The organism is Kitasatospora sp. NE20-6, from assembly GCF_045862635.1.
This window is the reverse complement of sequence record NZ_BPRL01000003.1, coordinates 1-18,264: the sequence shown is the minus strand read 5'-3', so window position 1 is coordinate 18,264 and position 18,264 is coordinate 1. Positions and strand designations below refer to the sequence as shown.

15 protein-coding genes and 2 rRNA genes are annotated in these 18,264 nt (G+C 74.7%); 4 read left to right on the top strand and 13 right to left on the bottom strand.

Features of this window, described 5'->3' with window-relative positions; translation table 11 throughout:
- Positions 1-558: 558 nt before the first annotated feature.
- Complete coding sequence (locus tag SNE206_RS02400; RefSeq protein WP_407911632.1) at positions 559-2,502, top strand: glycoside hydrolase family 15 protein; 1,944 nt, start codon at positions 559-561, stop codon at positions 2,500-2,502.
- Between the two features lie 29 nt (positions 2,503-2,531).
- On the opposite strand, the gene SNE206_RS02395 is transcribed toward SNE206_RS02400, so the two are convergent.
- The 3 genes from SNE206_RS02395 to SNE206_RS02385 all read right to left on the bottom strand — a co-directional run bounded on the left by SNE206_RS02395 (position 2,532) and on the right by SNE206_RS02385 (position 6,573).
- Complete coding sequence (locus tag SNE206_RS02395; protein ID WP_407911631.1) at positions 2,532-3,701, bottom strand: glycosyltransferase family 4 protein; 1,170 nt, start codon at positions 3,699-3,701, stop codon at positions 2,532-2,534.
- Between the two features lie 268 nt (positions 3,702-3,969).
- Positions 3,970-5,703, bottom strand: a complete 1,734-nt coding sequence (recN, locus tag SNE206_RS02390) for a DNA repair protein RecN (RefSeq protein ID WP_407911968.1) — start codon at positions 5,701-5,703, stop codon at positions 3,970-3,972.
- A 75-nt stretch (positions 5,704-5,778) separates the two neighbouring features.
- On the bottom strand, positions 5,779-6,573 hold the full coding sequence (locus tag SNE206_RS02385) for a YczE/YyaS/YitT family protein (RefSeq protein WP_407911630.1): 795 nt from the start codon (positions 6,571-6,573) through the stop codon (positions 5,779-5,781).
- A 79-nt stretch (positions 6,574-6,652) separates the two neighbouring features.
- Between SNE206_RS02385 and SNE206_RS02380 the strand changes: the two genes are divergently transcribed.
- Positions 6,653-8,158: a PLP-dependent aminotransferase family protein gene (locus SNE206_RS02380; RefSeq protein ID WP_407911629.1), complete on the top strand. Its 1,506-nt coding sequence runs from the start codon at positions 6,653-6,655 to the stop codon at positions 8,156-8,158.
- A gap of 51 nt (positions 8,159-8,209) precedes the next feature.
- On the opposite strand, the gene SNE206_RS02375 is transcribed toward SNE206_RS02380, so the two are convergent.
- The 4 genes from SNE206_RS02375 to SNE206_RS02360 form a co-directional block, all read right to left on the bottom strand.
- A complete protein-coding gene (locus SNE206_RS02375) occupies positions 8,210-9,112 on the bottom strand; it encodes an NAD kinase (RefSeq protein ID WP_407911628.1) in 903 nt (300 codons plus the stop codon).
- Between the two features lie 91 nt (positions 9,113-9,203).
- Positions 9,204-10,010, bottom strand: coding sequence for a TlyA family RNA methyltransferase (locus SNE206_RS02370; RefSeq protein WP_407911967.1), 807 nt, complete (start codon positions 10,008-10,010; stop codon positions 9,204-9,206).
- 58 nt (positions 10,011-10,068) lie between these two features.
- Positions 10,069-10,224, bottom strand: a complete 156-nt coding sequence (locus SNE206_RS02365) for a hypothetical protein (RefSeq protein ID WP_407911627.1) — start codon at positions 10,222-10,224, stop codon at positions 10,069-10,071.
- Positions 10,217-11,203 (bottom strand): hypothetical protein, encoded by a 987-nt coding sequence (locus tag SNE206_RS02360; protein WP_407911626.1) that lies wholly within the window; start codon positions 11,201-11,203, stop codon positions 10,217-10,219. Before SNE206_RS02360 ends, SNE206_RS02365 begins: the two co-directional genes overlap by 8 nt.
- A 159-nt stretch (positions 11,204-11,362) precedes the next feature.
- Between SNE206_RS02360 and SNE206_RS02355 the strand changes: the two genes are divergently transcribed.
- A complete protein-coding gene (locus SNE206_RS02355; protein ID WP_407911625.1) occupies positions 11,363-11,710 on the top strand; it encodes an SCP2 sterol-binding domain-containing protein in 348 nt (115 codons plus the stop codon).
- A gap of 72 nt (positions 11,711-11,782) precedes the next feature.
- Here the strand turns inward: SNE206_RS02355 and SNE206_RS02350 are convergent, their stop codons facing one another.
- Both SNE206_RS02350 and SNE206_RS02345 read right to left on the bottom strand, forming a co-directional pair.
- The gene (locus SNE206_RS02350) at positions 11,783-12,880 is read right to left on the bottom strand and encodes an HAD-IIA family hydrolase (RefSeq protein ID WP_407911624.1); all 1,098 of its coding nucleotides are present in this window, start codon (positions 12,878-12,880) and stop codon (positions 11,783-11,785) included.
- A gap of 32 nt (positions 12,881-12,912) precedes the next feature.
- Entirely contained in the window at positions 12,913-13,407 is a 495-nt protein-coding gene (locus tag SNE206_RS02345) for a tetratricopeptide repeat protein (protein ID WP_407911623.1), read from the bottom strand.
- A 103-nt stretch (positions 13,408-13,510) separates the two neighbouring features.
- On the opposite strand from SNE206_RS02345, the gene SNE206_RS02340 reads away from it, so the two are divergent.
- A complete protein-coding gene (locus SNE206_RS02340; protein WP_407911622.1) occupies positions 13,511-14,875 on the top strand; it encodes a DUF1015 family protein in 1,365 nt (454 codons plus the stop codon).
- Between the two features lie 61 nt (positions 14,876-14,936).
- Here the strand turns inward: SNE206_RS02340 and SNE206_RS02335 are convergent, their stop codons facing one another.
- The 4 genes from SNE206_RS02335 to SNE206_RS02320 all read right to left on the bottom strand — a co-directional run.
- Positions 14,937-15,911, bottom strand: coding sequence for a hypothetical protein (locus tag SNE206_RS02335; RefSeq protein ID WP_407911621.1), 975 nt, complete (start codon positions 15,909-15,911; stop codon positions 14,937-14,939).
- A complete protein-coding gene (locus SNE206_RS02330; RefSeq protein WP_407911620.1) occupies positions 15,896-17,470 on the bottom strand; it encodes a hypothetical protein in 1,575 nt (524 codons plus the stop codon). Before SNE206_RS02330 ends, SNE206_RS02335 begins: the two co-directional genes overlap by 16 nt.
- Positions 17,471-17,912: 442 nt before the next feature.
- Positions 17,913-18,029: ribosomal RNA gene (gene rrf / locus SNE206_RS02325) — 5S ribosomal RNA — on the bottom strand.
- Positions 18,030-18,139: 110 nt separating this feature from the next.
- A 23S ribosomal RNA gene (locus SNE206_RS02320) occupies positions 18,140-18,264 on the bottom strand; the annotation flags it as partial.

Genomic DNA, 18,264 nt, shown 5'->3' with positions numbered 1-18,264 from the left:
GCAGTGCACGCCGGAGGTCCGGCGGGTCGTCGAGTCGTCGGTCGGGGGGTCCTCAGCTGTGCGCTTCCCACCGGTCCACGGGATACCAGGGTATCAGCGCCCCGGGCGGGACGCGGTCCCGCCCGGGGCGGCGCGCCTCCCCCGCGCGCCGCGGACCGGGTGGAGTGATCAGCTCCGGATGGCTCGTACGGATCACCCGGGATCCCCCGGCCGGACCAGCCGGGCTGGTCAGTTCGGTGCGAGTACGCCCGGGGATCGTCCCTGCGCGTGCCGTGGGACCCCCGGCCGACGTATTCTGCACGGACGCATCGCCGACAGCAGCACGCGGAGGGCGAGGGGGTCGGGTCGACTCCGCTCGGTCCCCGATGCGCGACCGGAATCCTCCCCGTCCCACCCCAGCGCCCGGGCCTCGGCCAGGGGCCGACCAGGCCCCGTACGGGCACTCCACGAGCCTTTCCGCCACCCCACGGACCTCGCGAGTGCCCCAGGCCGGACGGGCGACTCCGGCCCCGCAGAGCCCCGCCGTCGACGCAGCCACATCGCGAACTGGAGACCCACGTGGCCGGCCGTATCGAGGACTACGCACTCATCGGGGACATGCAGACCGCTGCCCTGGTCAGCAGGGACGGGGCGGTGGACTGGCTGTGCCTGCCCCGCTTCGACTCGCCGGCCGTGTTCGCGGGCCTGCTCGGCACCGACGAGCACGGCTTCTGGCGGATCGGCCCCGCCGAGGAGGTGCCCGACCGGCCCGCCGCCCCGCCCGCCGCCGGCCACGTCACCGACACCGGTGAGCTCCGGGTGCCGCCGCCCACCGCCGCGGCCCCCGCCGTGCCCGCGGACCGCCGCACCTACCGCGGCGACTCGCTGATCCTGGAGCAGGAGTGGGACACCCAGGGCGGCACCGTCCGGGTGATCGACTTCATGCCGCCCCGGCACCTGCTCGGCACGCCCGACGTGCCGCAGATGATCCGCATCGTCGAGGGCGTCACCGGCCGCGTCCGCATGCGCTCCGCCGTCCGCATGCGCTTCAGCTACGGCAAGGTCGTGCCCTGGGTGCACCGCGTGGAGCAGCCCGACGGCGGCCACCGCACCGTCGCCGTCGCCGGCCCCGACTCCGTCTGGCTCGACGGCGAGGCCGAGACGTACGGCCGCGACCTCACCACCTACGCCGATTTCACCGTCACCGAGGGTGAGCGGATCGCGTTCGCGCTCACCTGGCAGGCCTCGCACCTCGCCGCGCCCGCCGCGCCGGAACCGGAGGACGCCCTCGCCGCCACCGAGCGGTTCTGGCGGGAGTGGGTGGCCCACTGCACCTACCAGGGCCCCTACCGGGAGGCCGTGATCCGGTCGCTGATCACCCTCAAGGCGCTCACCTACGCCCCCACCGGCGGCATCGTCGCCGCCCCCACCACCTCGCTGCCCGAGGACATCGGCGGCGAGCGGAACTGGGACTACCGCTACACCTGGCTGCGCGACGCGGCGATCACCCTCTCCTCGCTGCTGCGCACCGGCTACCGCGAGGAGGCCCGCGCCTGGCGCGAGTGGCTGCTGCGCGCCGTCGCCGGCGACCCGGAGAACCTGCAGATCATGTACGGCATCGCGGGCGAGCGCGAGCTCACCGAGTCGACCCTCGACTGGCTGCCCGGCTACGAGGGCTCCCAGCCCGTGCGGGTCGGCAACGGCGCCGCCGGGCAGCTCCAGCTCGACGTCTACGGCGAGGTCGTCGAGGCCCTCCACCTGGCCCACATGACCGGCCTCGTCCGCAACGACCACGCGCACCAGCTCCAGCTGAAGCTGATCACCTACATGGAGAAGCACTGGCGCGAGCCCGACGAGGGCATCTGGGAGGTCCGCGGCCCCCGCCGGCACTTCGTCCACTCCAAGGTGATGGCGTGGGTGGCCGTCGACCGCACCATCCGGCTGCTGGAGGACACCGCCACCGAGGGCCCGATGGAACGCTGGAAGGCCCTGCGCGACGAGATCCACGCCGACGTCTGCGAGCGCGGCTACGACGCGGAGCGCAACACCTTCACCCAGTACTACGGCGGCCGGGAGCTCGACGCCTCGCTGCTGCTCATCCCGCAGATGGGCTTCCTCCCGGCGGACGACAAGCGGGTCATCGGCACCATCGAGGCGATCCAGCGGGAGCTGTCCACCGAGGACGGCTTCGTGCTGCGCTACCCCACCCACTCCGAGGAGGGCGCGAACGTCGACGGCCTGAGCGGCCACGAGGGTGCGTTCCTCGCCTGCTCGTTCTGGCTGGCCGACGACCTCGCGATGATCGGCCGGGTCTCCGAGGCCCGTGACCTCTTCGACCGGCTGCTGGCGCTGCGCAACGACGTCGGCCTGCTCGCCGAGGAGTGGGATCCGGTCGCCAAGCGCCAGGTCGGCAACTTCCCGCAGGCGTTCAGCCACGTGCCGCTGATCGACACCGCGCTGCGGCTCACCGCCTGCGGCGGCGCGTACGGCGCGGGCCGGGCCGCGGACGAACCGCAGGCCTGACCCACGGGCTCGTGCGGCCCGGCAAAGGCTCAGCCGCGCTGCACGAGCTCGTCGTACGTCGACAGCACCTGGGCGACGGTCGCCGCCTCGTCGGGCCAGGTCGCCAGCTGCTGGCGGCCGGCCTCGACCAGCACCTTCCGGCGGTCCCGGTCGCCCAGCACCGCACGGACGGCCCCGGCGAGCACGGCGGCGTCGCCGTACGGGACGAGCACCGCGGCGTCGCCGACCAGCTCCGGCACGCCGCCGACCGCGGTCGACACCACCGGCACACCGGCCCGCATCGCCTCCTGCACCACCAGGGAGCGCGCCTCCCAGCGGCTGGACACCACCACCACGTCGGCGGCGGCGAACAGGTCGGGCACGTCGGTCCGGTGGCCCAGCAGGCTCACCGGCAGCTCCTCGGCGGCGATCCGCTCCCGCAGGCCCTGCGCGTCCGGCCCGTCGCCGGCGATCACCACCAGCGGGTCGAGGTCGGCCAGCGGCGGGGTGGCGTCCAGCAGCAGGGTGAACGCCTTCTGCGGCACCAGGCGGCCGATCGCGAGCACCACCGGCCGCTCCGGCTCGTCCTTGCCGCCGAAGAGCGCCGCCCGGGCCGCCTCGCGGTCCAGGCCGGCCGGCGGCAGCGGCGGGGCCGCGATCGGGCCGAGCCGCGCATCGGTGGCGCCGAGCTCCCGGGCCCGTGCGACGAGGTCCGAGGACGCCCCGAGCACCAGGTCGGCCGCGCGCGCCACCCGGCGCTCCATCAGGCGCTGCAGGCGCCGCTCCATGCCGGTGGCAAGCATGGCGTGGTGCGAGGTGACGACCAGCGGGGTCTCCGGGCGCAGGCCGGGGAAGCGTCCTGCGGTGCGCAGCGCCAGGTCGGAGAGCAGGGCGGCCCGCAGCCCGTGCGCGTGGACGACGTCGGCGCCGGTGAACGCGCGGCGCAGCTCGCCGATCGCGGCGGCGTCGCTGCGGGCGCCCGCGGTCGGGGTGATGTCGACGGGGTGGAACCTCGCACCGGTGCGGGAGAAGCCGAACCGGCTGTCCGCGGCCTCGGGCGCGCAGATCGTGACGGTCACCCCGTGGGCGGTCAACCCCAGGGCGAGCGAGCGCACATGGGCGCCGATGCCGCCGGTGCCGGCCGACAGCACGAGCACCGCACGCAGTTGTCCGGGCTCTTCAGGGGCCGCTGCGGCGCCCCGGGCGGCGGAATGGTCCACGTCGTCTCGCTCCGACTCGTTCAGGTGACGAGCACCGTCGCCGGACCCCCCGTGCGCCGGCCGGGTCGGCCGACCGCTGCCCTCGGTCGCCGGTGGGCGGCGGAGGCGGGTTCCCGCGGACGGCCCTCGGGACTGGAAAGCCATTGTCCAGCCGCCACCATGCCAGGTCGGGCCGGGTCTTGGACAGTCGGCGGCGTGTGCTGGCGCGTCGGCCCGTCCCCCGGCCGACGCGGAGCCGAACGGGGGACGGCCGCCGGGTGGCCGACCGTCAGCGGCCGCGCGGGGCCCGGGCGGCGGCGAGGAGCTCCTCGGCGTGTGCACGGCCGAGTTCGGAATCCTCCAGGCCCGCGAGCATCCGCGACAGCTCACGGACCCGTTCCTCGTCGGTCAGCACCTTGACGCCGCTGCGGGTGACGACCCCGTCGTTCGTCTTCTCCACCACCAGGTGCCGGTCGGCGAACGCCGCGACCTGCGGCAGGTGCGTGACCACCACCACCTGCGCGGACTCGGCGAGTTTGGCGAGCCGACGGCCGATCTCGACGGCCGCCTTGCCGCCGACGCCGGCGTCGACCTCGTCGAAGAGGTACGTCGGCACCGGGTCGGCCCCCGCGAACACCACCTCGACGGCGAGCATCACCCGCGACAGCTCACCGCCGGACGCGCCCTTGGCGATCGGACGGGGCTGCGCGCCCGGGTGCGGCGCGAGGAGCACCTCGACCTCGTCGACGCCGTGCGAGCCGTACGCGACGGTGCGGTCGCCGACCTCGATGCCGGCCGGGTCGTCGACCTGGGAGATCGAGAAGGTCACCCGGGCGTGCGGCATGGCGAGTTCGGCGAGCTCCGCGGAGACGGCGGTGGCGAAGGCGTCCGCGGCGGCGTGCCGGGCACCCGACACCTCGGCCGCGAGCTCCGCCAACTCGGCGCGCAGCGCGGTCTCCTGGGCGCCGAGGTCGTCGATGCGGTCGTCGTCGCCGTCGAGTTCGGCGAGCCGCTGCGCACCGGCCTCGGCCCACTCCGTCACCTCGGCGAGGGTGCCCTCGGTGCCGCCGTACTTGCGCAGCAGCTGGGTGAGGACGGCCCGGCGGTCCTCGACCGCGGCGAGCCGCACCGGGTCGGCGTCGAGGTCGTCGGCGTACCCGGCGAGGTCGCCGGCCACGTCGGCCAGCAGGTAGCCGACCTCGTTCAGGCGGTCGGCGAGCCCGGCGAGGCGCTCGTCGTGGTGGCGGACGGCGTCGAGGGCACGGCGGGCCTGGGCGACCAGGGTGCCGGCGTCGATCGCGTCCGGGTCGGCCGGGTCGCCGGCCAGCGCGGCGTGCGCGAGCGTCGCGGAGGAGGAGAGCGCGTCGGCGTGGCCGAGCCGCTCGGCCTCGGCGGCGAGGTCGGTGTCCTCCCCGGCGACCGGCTCGGCGGCGGCGACCTCGTCGAGGCCGAAGCGCAGCAGGTCGGCCTCCTGGGCCCGCTCGCGGGCCCTGGTCGTCAGCTCCTCCAGCGTCGCCGAGACCTCGCGCAGCCGGCGGTACACCTCGCGGTAGCGGGCCAGCGGTCCGGCGACCGTCCCGCCGGCGTACCGGTCGAGCGCGCCGCGCTGCCGCGAGGGCCGCAGCAGCCGCTGCTGGTCGGTCTGGCCGTGCACGGCGACGAGGTCCTCGCCGAGTTCGGCGAGGAGGCCCACCGGCACGGCACGCCCGCCGACGTAGGCGCGTGAGCGGCCCTCGGCGGAGACCGTACGGCTGATGAGCAGTTCGCCGTCGTCCAGTTCGGCGCCGGCCTCCAGCGCGCGGGCCATCACCGGCGACCCCCCGGGCAGGCTGATCCGCCCCTCGACGACGGCCCGGTCCGAGCCGTTGCGCACCAGCCCCGGGTCGGCCCGGCCGCCGAGCAGCAGGCCGAGGCTGGTCACCACCATGGTCTTGCCGGCACCGGTCTCGCCCGTCACGGCCGTGAATCCCGGTGCCAGTTCGACCACGGCGTCGTCGATCACGCCAAGATCCCGTATCCGCATCTCGTCCAACACGGTGACGACCTTACGAGACCCCACCGTCGGCGCGCGACGAGCCCGGGCCCGGTGGCCCCAAGTTCATCCCTTCCGGGCCGGTTCCCCGGCATCCCCGGACACCGGCCCGGCCGGGTCGGCCGCCGGCGCGGCGCCGGCCCGCGGCGGCACCGTGCACCACCGCAGGAAGACCTGCGCGAGCGGCCCGATCGCCAGCGCGTAGGCGACCGTGCCGACGCCGAAGGTGCCGCCGAGCAGGATGCCGGCGGTGAGCACGGTCAGCTCGATGCCGGTGCGGATCAGCCGCAGCGAGCGGCCGGTGCGGCGGTGCAGGCCGGTCATCAGGCCGTCGCGCGGGCCGGGCCCGAGGCGGGCGCCGATGTAGAGGCCGGTGGCGAGGCCGTTGAGCACGATGCCCGCGGCGAGCAGGGCGATCCGGGCGGGCATGGCGTGCGGGCCGTCGACCAGCCGCAGGGTGAGGTCCATGGCAGCGCCGAGCACCAGCACGTTGCCGACGGTCCCGACGCCGGGCCGCTGCCGCAGCGGGATCCACAGCAGGAGGACGGCCGCGCCGACCAGGGTCACCCAGACGCCGACGCTCAGGCCGAGGTGGCGGGACAGGCCCTGGTGGAGGACGTCCCACGGATTGCCGCCGAGCGAGGCGCGCAGCATCAGGCCCATGCTGACGCCGTACAGCACCAGTCCGGCGGCGAGCTGGGTGAGCCGGCGGCCCAGCCGGTCCCTGCGGGCCCCCGCCCCCTCGGCCGGGCCGGTGGCGGCGGCGGTCGCGGCGGCGGTCGTGGCGTCGAGGATGGCGCCCGTCGTGGCGTCGGGGGTGGTCGTGGGTGTCGGGCTCGGCGGGGCGGTGGTGGCGGCCATGGACTCTCCTTGCGGCGGTGCGCGAATTGGCCCCATCATGGTCGGGCAGGACGGGCCTGATCCAGGTCCAATCCGAACCATGTGGACTGGAACGCCGATGTCCGAGTGGCACACCACCCTCACCCCGCCCGCCCTCGCGCGGCTGCTCCGCACCGCCCGGCTCCCCGACGCCCCCGGCCGCCGTCCCGCCTACCGCACCCTCGCCGCGCAGGTCCGCGTGCTCGTCGCCGAAGGACGCCTCCCCGTCGGCACCCGCCTGCCCGCCGAACGCGAACTCGCCGCCGAACTCACCCTCAGCCGCACCACCGTCACCACCGCGTACGAGGCCCTCCGCACCGACGGCTACCTCCGCAGCCGCCGCGGCGCCGGCAGCTGGACCACCCTGCCGGAGGGCACCCGTCCCCCCGCCGACGCGCTCCACCCCGTGCCGCCGGACGAACGCGACACCGTCGTCGACCTCGGCGTCGCCGCCCTCCCCGCCCCCCAGCCCCACCTCGGCGAGGCCGCCGCCCGCGCCGTCGAGCAGCTCCCCGCGTACGCCGCCGGGCACGGCAACTACCCGACCGGCGTCCCCGTCCTGCGCGAGGCCGTCGCCCGCCGCTTCACCGAACGCGGCCTGCCGACCACCCCCGACCAGATCCTGATCACCAACGGCGCGATGGGCGCCCTCCACCTCGCCCGGCGGGCCCTGACCGGACGCGGCGACCGCATCGCCGTCGAAGCCCCCAGCTACGCCCACACCCTGCAGTCGCTGCGCCGCGGCGGCGCCCGCCTGGTGCCCGTCCCGATGGCCGAGCACGGCACGTGGGACCTCCCCCAGTGGCGCCGCGTGCTGCGCGGCGCCGCCCCGAAGTGCGCGTACGTCATCCCCGACTTCCACAACCCCACCGGGGCGCTGATCGACGAGGAGCAGCGGCGCGCCCTGCTCGTCGCGGCCCGCGCGGCGGGCACCGTCGTGATCGTCGACGAGACCACCGCCGAACTCGGCTGGGGCGTCGACGAGTCGGCACTCCCCCGGCCCACGGCCGCACTCGACAGGACGGCGCAGGTGGTGACCGTCGGCTCCGCCGGGAAGCTGCTCTGGGGCGGCCTGCGGATCGGCTGGCTGCGGGCGGCACCCGCCCTGGTACGGCAGTTGGCCGACAACCGGGTCTTCCACGACGTCGGCACCGCCGTCCTCGACCAGCTGATCGCCGCCGAGCTCATCGCCGGACGCCTGCCCGAGGTCCGCGCGCACCAGCACCGGCGGCTGCGGGCCAGCGCCGAGGCCCTCGCCGCCGAACTCCGCGCACGCTTCCCCGACTGGGAGTTCACGGTGCCGCCCGGCGGCCTCGCGCTCTGGCTGTCCACCGCCGGCACCTCCGGCACCGCCCTGGCCGCCGCCGGCGAACAGGTCGGGGTACGGCTCGCCCCGGGCGCGCTCTTCGGGATCGGCGGCGCCTTCGAGGACTACCTGCGCATCCCGCTGTCCGTCCCGCCGGGCGCCGCCCGGCAGGCCGTCGACCGGCTGGCCGAGGCGGCCGCACTCGTCGCCCGCGACGGCCGCCGCACCGGGACGGCGGGCACCCCGGCCCTCACGATCTGACCGGGACACCCGCCGCAGGAAGCCGGTTGACGGGGCGTCCGCCCCGTACCGTCAGTGGTTGCCGGTGCGGCCGCGCCAACCTGCCACCGGCAGCGCGAACTTCGCCACCAGCCGGTCGGTGAACGGCGCCCGGTGCAGCCGCGCGAGCCGCACCGGCGTACGGCCCTTGCGGACCTCCACCCGCGCACCGGCGGGGAGTTCGACCGACCGCCGGCCGTCCAGCCAGAGCACCCCGTGCGGGGTCTTCGGCTGCACCTCGACCGCCAGCACCGACGCGGGTGAGGTCACCAGCGGCCGCGCGAACAGCGCGTGCGCACTGATCGGCACCATCAGCAGCGCCTCGACCTCCGGCCACACCACCGGCCCGCCCCCGGAGAACGCGTACGCGGTCGAACCCGTCGGCGTCGCGCACACCACCCCGTCGCAGCCGAAGTTGGAGACCGGACGGCCGTCGACCTCGGTCACGACCTCCAGCATCCGCTCCCGCGCGGCCTTCTCGATCGACGCCTCGTTGAGCGCCCAGTCCTCGTGCACCACATCGCCGTTGGTGCGCACCAGGACGTCGATCGTCATGCGCTCCTCGACCTCGTAGTCGGCGTCCACCACCCGGTCGACCACCACCGCCAGGTCGTCCCGCTCGGCCTCCGCCAGGAAGCCGACCCGGCCCAGGTTGATCCCGAGCATCGGCAGCCCCGACTCCCGGGCCAGCTCCGCACCGCGCAGCAGCGTGCCGTCGCCACCGGCGACGAGGATCAGCTCGCAGCCGTCCGCGGCGCCGTGCCCGCCCTGCACCCGCTCGACGCCCTCGGGCAGGTCGAGGCCCACCGCCTCGGACGCCAGCAGCCGGATTCTGATGCCCGCCTTCAGCAGGCCGTGCACCAGTCCCTCCACGCTGCGCAGGGCCGCCTCCCGGCCGGTGTGCGCAATCAGGAAGACCGTCCGTCCGTCGCTCATGCCCGCTGCCCTCTCCCTCACGCCTGCCGGATCCCCGTCGACCCGCACCCGGCCGCCACGCCCGGTGGCGGGTAAGACGTCCGCCCGCAGCCTATCGGGGGCCCTCCGCCACGGCCCGGTCCGCCTCGGACGGATCCAGCTGCGGCGCGTCCCGGCGCAGCCACAGGAAGTACTCGACGTTGCCGGACGGGCCCGGCAACGGGCTCGCCGTCACCGCCCGCACACCCAGGCCGAGCTGCCACGCCTGCCCGGCGACCTGGCGGATCGTCTCGGCGCGGAGCTCGGGACTGCGCACCACACCGCCGCTGCCGAGCCGGTCCTTGCCGATCTCGAACTGCGGCTTCACCATCATGACGAGGTCCGCGCCGGCCGCGCAGCAGCCCGCCAGGGCGGGCAGCACGAGACCGAGCGAGATGAACGACAGGTCGCCGACGACCAGGTCGACCGGGGTGCCGCCGATCTGCTCCACGGTGAGCTCGCGCACGTTGGTGCGGTCCATCACGGTGACCCGCTCGTCGCTCTGCAGCGACCACGCCAGCTGGCCGTAGCCGACGTCCACCGCCAGCACGTGCGCGGCACCGGTGCGCAGCAGCACGTCCGTGAAGCCTCCGGTGGACGCACCGGCGTCCAGGGCGCGCCGGCCCTTCACCGCAAGGCCCTGCGGGACGAACGCGGCGAAGGCGCCGGCCAGTTTGTGGCCGCCGCGCGACACGTACTCCGGGTCGCTGTCGTCCTTGGCCACCACCACGGCGGCCGCCGTCTCCACCTGCGTCGCGGGTTTGGTCGCGGTGGTGCCGCCGACCGTCACCCGCCCCGCCGCGATCAGCTCGCTCGCGTGTTCGCGCGAGCGGGCCAGCTTGCGGCGTACCAGCTCCGCGTCGAGTCGGCGTCGTGCCACTGCCACTGCTGTTCCATCTCCTACGTGCCGGTCCGGCCGGTGCGGCCGGGACGGGCGGTCAATCGTCGTCGAGGGCGGCCAGGACGTCGGACAGCCGCCGGTGGACATCTTCGTACACCGCGGGGTGTGCCTCGGTCCCCACCCCGTCCAGGGCCTCCAGCCGGCCCAGGGCGTCGTCCACCCCGGGGTGTCCGGTGGGCGCGGTCTCAGGCATCGCCGTCCTCGGGTGTCCCGGGGCGGCGGGTGACGGTCTTCTTCACCACGGTCTTGCGCGCGGTCGCCTTCTTCGCGGCCGGCGGCTGGGCTGCCGTGCGCTTGGCGGTGGCCTTGCGCGTGGTCGTCCGCTTCGACGTCGTCTTCTTGGCGGTCGTCTTCTTCGCCGCCGCCTTCTTCGCGGAAGCCCGCTCGGGCGCGGCCTGCTCGGGGGCCGGCTTCTCCGGGACGGCCTTGCGGGCGGCGGTCTTCCGCGCCGGTGCCTTCTTCGCCGCCTTCTTCGCCGGCGGCTGCGTGACGGCGGCCTCGTCGGCCGCCGGCATGTCGGCGGGCGTCGCCGTGGTCCTGCGCGGGGACGGGCTCCGCTCGGCCGGCGTCCGCTTCGCGGCCGGTGCGGCACCGTCGGCGGACCCCTGCTTCTTCGCGGCGGCGCGCGACGCGGGTGCCGGCTTCACGGACTCCGCCTCGGACTCCGCCTCGGGTGCCGCCGCGAACCCCGCCGCCTCCGGCTCCTCCTCGGCCCAGTCCGTGCCGGTGGCCCACTCCGTCTCCGGGGTCCACTCCGCACCGTCCCAGCCGGCCTCGAAGAGTCCGTCCGCCCGCGGTGCCCGCTTCTCGGACGCCGCCGGCTCCTCCGGCCCCGGCTCGGCACCGCGCAACCGGTTCTCCAGGAAGCTCAGCACCACGCCGACCTTCACCACCTGGTCGCCGACGCGTTCGAAGGCACGCTCCATCTCGCCACGGGCCACCCCGACCGCCAGGTCGACGCCGGCCCGGCCGACCGTGACCGCCTCGTTGGCCAGCACCTGCAGCGACTGCACCGACGGCGGGAGCTGCTCCGTGACGCGCCGCTCGACGGCCGCGACGTCCACGCCGGACCGTTCCAGCAGCTCGGCCGCCACGCCGACCACCCGCCGTCCGGCCTCCTCCGCGATCCCCGCCGCGACCACCACCACGCCCCGCACCGCATCACGCAGCATCCGAACGCCTCCTCCGCTTGCCCGGGTCCGTCCCGACGCTACCCCGTACCACCCCCGCGCCGCTGCACCACCGTCCGACCGCGACGCCTGCTGGGCTAGCGTGGGGCCCGATCGGACGGCCGCCCCGGCCGGCCGGACCGGACGGGAGCCGAGGAACCGATGGCCAGCACCGAGGAGTGCCGCGCGGCACTGGAGCAGCTCAGCCGCAACATGGCCGGCTCCGACGGCAACGTCCGCAAGGCCGCGGCGATGGACCGCTCCCTCACCTGCCACCTCACGGACCTGGGCCTGACCTTCTCCGGCCGCCTGCGCGACGGCCGGATCGCCGACGTCGTCGAGACGCCCGGCCCGCCCGCCGCGAAGGCCGACATCCGGCTCACCATGACCGGCGACGACCTCGTCGACCTGGTCGGCGGCCGGCTCAACTTCGCGTCGGCCTGGGCCTCCGGCCGGGTCCGGCTGGAGGCGGGCCTCCGCGACCTGCTCCGGCTGCGCACCCTGCTCTGACCGGGCCGGCCACCGGAAGCCCGGCACCCGGCCGCCGGTGCCGGCCGTTCACGCCCGCGAGCGGCGCACCGGTCAGAAGCCCAGCTCGGCCAGCGCCTTGCGCCCGTCCGGCACCTCGCCCTCCCGGTCACCTGCGGTCCAGGACGCCGCGCAGAGCGCCCGCAGCCCGTCGTAGCGGTCGCCCGTACCGTCCACGTGCAGCACGCCGTCCTCGGCGTGCGCCGTCCAGCCGCCGCAGGTGTACGCGCCGCCGTCGCCGGACACCTCGGGGTGCCCGGTGAGCAGCCCGCGCAGGTCGGCCGCGAGATAGGTCGGGCGGTGCTGCGGGGGCGCGCCGAGCAGCAGGGCGGGCGTGGTCACCCCGGTGAACACGAGCAGGCTGTCGACCCCGCCGTTGAACGCGCCCTCGATGTCGGTGTCCAGCCGGTCGCCGACCACCAGCGGCCGCTTCGCGCCGGTCCGGATGACCGTCTCCCGGTGCATGGGCGGCAGCGGCTTCCCCGCGACCTCCGGCTCCGCGCCGGTCGCGGTGCGGACCGCGGCCACCAGGGAGCCGTTGCCGGGCGCGATGCCGCGCGCGGTCGGCACGGTCAGGTCGGTGTTGGAGGCGATCCACGGCAGACCGGACGCCACCGCGTACGAGGCCTCCGCCAGGTCCTTCCAGCCGAGCGACGGGTCGAAGCCCTGCACGACCGCGACCGGCTGCTCGTCGAGCGAGCGGACGGCGACCAGGCCGCGCTCCGCGAGCGCCTCGACCAGCCCGGCCCCGCCGATCACCAGCACCCTGGAACCGGCCGGCACCTTCTCCGCGACGAGCCGGGCCGCCGCCTGCGCCGAATTGATGACGTCCTCGGCGTCGGCGGGCACCCCGAGCTCGGTGAGGTGCTCGGCGACGACCCGCGGCGGACGCGAGGCGTTGTTGGTGACGTACGCCAGCCGCATGCCGCCGGTGCGGGCCTGCGCCAGCGCGTCGACCGCGTGGTCGATCGCGCCCGGGCCCGCGTAGACCACCCCGTCCAGGTCGAGCAGCGCCGTGTCGTACGCGTCGGTCAGCGGGCGCTCCGACCCACCGGGGGCCGTCCGCGGCCGGCCCGTCGCACCGGTGGTCCCGTCGGCCGTCCCGGCCTGCTCGGTGGGCTCGGTGGGCTCGGTGGTCGAAGTGTCCGTCATCGGCTGCTCTTCCTCGATCGGGTACGTCGTCGTCATGCCTCGTCGTGCGGGTCCTGCGGCGGCGCCAGGTAGCCGGGCGCGCCGGGCACGAGCGGCCCGAAGGCGCCCTCACGGGCGGCGAGCGTCGCTCTGGTCTGGCGCAGGGCCGCCCGGTAGTGCTGGTTGTCGGGCCTCATCGCCACCGCCAGCGCCAGGTGCTCCGCGGAGGACTCGAAGTCGCCGAGCCGGGCCGCGGACACCCCCCACCCGAACTGAGCGTAGTCGTCCGACGGATCGGCCTGCGCCACGGCCCGGAAGCTCTCCAGCGCCGCCGCGTACGACCCCGCGTCGAACTGCGCCCGCGCCAGCGCCTCCCGGATCGACCGCGAGTGCGGCTCCTCCTCCGCCGCGCGGGCGAGGAGCTGCACCGCCGCCGCGGGATGCCGCTCGTCGAGCAGCCGGACACCGCGCCGGAACCAGTCGTAGACGTCGCCCTCCGGGGCGCCGGTGCCCTCGGCCCCGTCCACCCGCTCCTGGCCACTGCTCATGCCGTACCTCGCTCCCCGTCCGCAGCCCGATCCGGTGACGGCACCGGGCGCTGCCTGCCCACAACGATCTCCCAACACGGCGTACGCGATTAACATGCCCAGAATGAGTGCACCCAGTGCAGACAGCGGAGCCCCGGCTCCGGCGGGCGGCCCCGGCGATCCCGGGCACGTCGCCACCGCAGGGCTGTCCCTGTCCCCCTTCCGCGGCCTGCGGTACGTCCCCGACCGGGTCGGTACCCTCGCCGCGGTCACCTCGCCCCCGTACGACGTGGTCGACCCCGGCCGCCGGCTGGACCTGGAGACCGCCGACCCGCACAACGTGGTCCGGCTGATCCTGCCCCGCCCCGAACCGGACGACAGCGGCGACCGGCCCGACCGCGACACCCGGTACCGGCACGCCGCCCGGCTCCTCGCCCAGTGGCGCGCCGAGGGCGTGCTCGCCGCCGACCCGCTGCCCGCCCTCTACGTCTACGAGCAGCGCACCCACGAGGACGGCGGCGGCGTCCTGCAGCGCGGCCTGATCGGCGCGCTCGCCGTCAGCGGCCGCGAGGCCGGCGTGGTGCTCCCCCACGAGGACGTCATGCCGCGCCCGGTCGCCGACCGCGTCGGCCTGATGCGCACCACCCGCGCCAACCTCGAACCGCTGCTCCTCACCTACCGCGGGCACGGGGGTGCCGCCGCGGTCGTCGAACGCACGGTCACGGGCGAACCGCTGCTCGCCACGACCACCACCGACGGCACCGACCACCGCCTCTGGGCGGTCACCGGCCCCGCCGAGATCGCCGCGGTCGCCCGCGACCTCGCCACCTGCCGTGCCCTGATCGCGGACGGCCACCACCGGTGGGAGATGTACCTGCGCCTGCAGCGCGAGCACCGCCACCTGCCGCGCAGCCCGTGGGACCGCGGCATGGTGCTGCTCGTCGACACCGCCCGCTACCCGCTCCGCGTGCGGGCGATCCACCGCGTGCTGTACCGCCTGCCGGTGGCCGAGGCGCTGGCGGCGCTCGGTGAGCACTGGCAGGTCAAGGACGTGCCGGGCCCGCTGCAGACCGCCCTGGAGGCACTCGGCGAGGCCAAGCAGCTCGGCGGCAACGCGTTCCTGCTCACCGGCGGCGACGGCACCTACCGCCTGGTCGCCGAACCGGACGAGCAACTGATCGCCGACACCGTCCGGACCGACCGGCCCGAGGAGTGGCGCCGCCTGGACGCCACCGTCCTCCACGCCACCCTGCTCGACCGCACCTGGCAGGTGCCCGACGCACCCGACCACATCGGCTACCTGCACACCGCGGCCGCCGCCGAACAGGAGGCCGCCCGCACCGGCGGCACCGCCGTGCTGCTGCACCCGGTCGAGGAGCGGGTGGTGCGCCGCCTGGCCGAGCAGGGGGTCACGATGCCGCGCAAGTCGACCTCGTTCGGCCCGAAGCCGGCGACCGGGCTGGTGCTGCGCTCGCTCGGGCTGGGCTGAAACGCCGAAGGGCCCCGCCCCACGGATCGTCCGTGGGGCGGGGCCCTTCGTGGTCGGCCGGTCAGCCGCGCTGCGGCGCGCCGCCGCGGTCGTCCTCGTCGTCCTCGTCGATCTCCAGGTCGTCCTCGTCGTAGAACTCCTCGACGTCTTCCTCGTCCTCGAAGATCATGCGGTCGTCGCCGACCTCGTCGCGGGCGACACGACGGGCCGGAGCCTGCCGCTCGTCGTCGGCCACGTCCTCGGCATCGTCGACGTCCTCGTCGATGTCCTCGTCGATGTCGTCGGCGTCCCGAAGGTCGTCCTCGTCCCGGACCTCGTCCTCGTCCTCGTCCTCGTCCCGGACGTCACCGTCGGCGTCGTCCAGGTCCTGGGCGGCCTCCGCGCCGTCCTCGTCCCCGTCGTCCTCCAGGACGTCGACGAACTCCAGGCCGTCGATCTCGGCCAGCCGCTCGGAGGCGTTGGTCGCACCGTCGGTGTCCGCGTCGGCGGCCTTCGCGAACCAGTCGCGGGCCTCCTCGCCACGGCCGGCGGCGATCAGCGCCTCCGCGTAGGCGTACCGGAGGCGCGCCGTCCACGGGTGGATGGTGTTGGAGGCCAGCTCCGGGCTCTGCAGCGTCACGACGGCCGCGTCGAACTGCTCCAGGTCGCTACGGGCACCCGCGGCGACCAAGCGCATCTCGACCTGGCCGGCCTTGTCGAGCTGCTTCACCTCGGGCTCACCGGCCATCGCCAGCGCCCGCTCCGGACGGCCGAGGCCGCGCTCGCAGTCGGCCATCACCGGCCACAGGTCCGAACGCCCGGTCATCCGGCGCGCGGCGCGGAACTCGGTCAGCGCCTCCGCGTACCGCTGCGTCATGTACGAGGCGAAGCCGGCGGCCTCGCGCACGCTCGCCACACGGGACGCCAGCCGCAGCGCGACCCGCGAGTAGTTGTAGGCCTCCTCCGGCTCGGTGTCGAGCAGCCGCGCCACCATCACGAGGTTGCGCGCGACGTCGTCGGCGAGGGTCTTCGGCAGGCTCTTCAGGTCCTGACGCACGTCCGCGTCGATCTCGAAACCGGTGACCTCGTCCGGGATCGGCAGCCGCTTGACCGGCTCGAACGAGCCACGGCGGTCGTCGTAGTCCCCGCGGTCGTCGCGACGGTCGTCACGGCGCCCCTCGAAGCGGCCGCCACGGTCGCCACCGCGGTCACGGTCGCCGTACGACGGACGGTCCTCGCGCCCGCGGAAACCACCACCGGACGGCCGGTCACCCGTGCGGGGACGGTCACCGTAGGAGGGACGGTCCCCCGTACGGGGACGGTCTCCGTAGGACGGGCGGTCACCACCACGGTTGAAGCCGCCACCCGAGGGACGGTCGCCACCACGGTCACGGTCACCGTAGGACGGGCGGTCACCGGTGCGGGGACGGTCGCCGTAGGACGGACGGTCACCACGGTCACGGAAGCCGCCACCCGAGGGACGGTCGCCACCACGGTCACGGTCACCGTACGAGGGACGGTCACCCGTCCGCGGACGATCGCCGTACGACGGACGGTCACCACCACGGTTGAAGCCACCACCGGACGGACGGTCACCCGTGCGCGGACGGTCGCCGTACGAAGGGCGGTCACCACCACGGTTGAAGCCGCCACCCGAGGGACGGTCGCCACCACGGTCACGGTCACCGTACGACGGACGATCACCCGTCCGCGGACGATCGCCGTACGACGGACGGTCACCACCACGGTTGAAGCCACCACCGGACGGACGGTCACCCGTCCGCGGACGGTCACCACCACGGTTGAAGCCACCACCCGAGGGACGGTCGCCACCACGGTCACGGTCACCATACGAGGGGCGGTCGCCCGTGCGGGGACGGTCGCCGTAGGACGGACGGTCACCGGTGCGGGGACGGTCACCGTAGGACGGACGGTCACCACCACGGTTGAAGCCGCCACCCGAGGGACGGTCGCCACCACGGTCACGGTCACCGTACGAGGGGCGGTCGCCCGTGCGGGGACGGTCGCCGTAGGACGGACGGTCACCACCACGGTTGAAGCCACCACCGGACGGACGGTCACCCGTCCGCGGACGGTCACCGTACGAAGGGCGGTCACCACCACGGTTGAAGCCGCCACCCGAGGGACGGTCGCCACCACGGTCACGGTCACCGTACGACGGGCGGTCACCCGTGCGGGGACGGTCACCGTAGGACGGACGGTCACCACGGTCACGGAAGCCGCCACCACCCGAGGGACGGTCGCCACCACGGTCACGGTCACCGTACGAGGGGCGGTCACCGGTGCGGGGACGGTCACCGTACGAAGGGCGGTCACCACCACGGTTGAAGCCACCACCGGACGGACGGTCGCCGTACGAGGGACGGTCACCGCCACGCGGACGGTCACGGTCACCGTACGACGGGCGGTCGCCCGTGCGGGGACGGTCACCGTAGGACGGGCGGTCGCCACGGTCACGGAAGCCGCCACCGGACGGACGGTCACCCGTCCGCGGACGGTCGCCGTACGAAGGGCGGTCGCCGTACGAAGGGCGGTCACCACCACGGTTGAAGCCACCACCGGACGGGCGGTCGCCACCACTGCGCGAGCGGTCACCGTACGAGGGGCGGTCGCCACCACGGTCACGGTCACCGTAGGACGGGCGGTCTCCGCTGCGGGGGCGGTCACCGTACGACGGGCGGTCACCGCGGTCGTCACGGCGAGGGCCGCGGTCCCGATCGTTCGACCAACTCCCGCGGGACCGGGGCTCGTTGCCGCGGCCGTCGTCCGATCGACGCTCGGGACGGTCCTGGGGCGGGTTCGACATTCCGGTGACTCCTTCTGCTGCTTCAGCCAGGCCGCGTCGTCGTCCAGTGAAACCAACGCCCTGTACGGCCCGGTGCCGGCCACACGGCCGTGCACCACTTCCATTGTCCGGCATCGAGTGCCGAGCCGCGTCCGGGCTCGAACCTCACTACCGGGTACTGCTCCAAGTCCGCGGAAAACACAAAAGGCCGCGGCCCCAGCGAATCGCTGGGGCCGCGGCCTTTGAAGAATTGTTCGGCGGCGTCCTACTCTCCCACAGGGTCCCCCCTGCAGTACCATCGGCGCTACGAGGCTTAGCTTCCGGGTTCGGAATGTAACCGGGCGTTTCCCTCGTGCTATGACCACCGAAACCCTATCGGGTATTCAGCGAAACACACTTTTTAGTTGAATAAGTGTTTCTTGGATTCGCCGGCGATAGCTGTTCGCTACCCGGGAACCACACAGTGAACGCGAGCGTCTGAGGACAAGCCCTCGGCCTATTAGTACCGGTCAACTCCACCCCTTACAGGGCTTCCATATCCGGCCTATCAACCCAGTCGTCTACTGGGAGCCTTACCCTCTCAAGGAGGTGGGAGTGCTCATCT